We start from the raw sequence: 434 nt of genomic DNA on the forward strand, positions 1-434 counted from the left end.
GGTCGGTGAAAGCGTCCGGCAGCACCAGCGGCCGCACCTTGAGGCCGCTTTCAAGCAGTCCTTCGTGGGCGAGGAAATGCAGCACCTGGCTGGCAAAACCGCCGACCGAGCCCTCCTCGACCGTCACCAGCACCTCATGCGAACGGGCGAGCCGGCGGATCAGATCCTCATCCAGGGGCTTGGCGAAGCGGGCGTCGACGACGCTGGTCGAAAGGCCCGCCGCGCCGAGTTCCTCGGCCGCCGTCAGGCAATCCTGCAGGCGGGTGCCGAAGGAGAGCAGCGCCACCTTGGTACCTTCCTTGAGGACGCGGCCCTTGCCGATGTCGAGCACCGAGCCGCGTTCCGGCATGTCGACGCCGACGCCGTTGCCGCGCGGATAGCGGAGGGCGATGGGGCCTTCATCGTAATGAGCGGCGGTGCGCACCATATGGCGC

1 protein-coding gene is annotated in these 434 nt (G+C 68.2%); it reads right to left on the reverse strand.

Translation table 11 applies throughout. The features are described 5' to 3' along the window. Positions 1 to 434: transketolase C-terminal domain-containing protein (locus tag EN742_RS37420; protein WP_281035081.1), on the reverse strand; the 434-nt coding region annotated here is incomplete at both ends.

Origin of the sequence: Mesorhizobium sp. M4A.F.Ca.ET.020.02.1.1, from assembly GCF_004022645.1 — a bacterium.
In the GTDB taxonomy this organism is placed as follows: domain Bacteria; phylum Pseudomonadota; class Alphaproteobacteria; order Rhizobiales; family Rhizobiaceae; genus Mesorhizobium.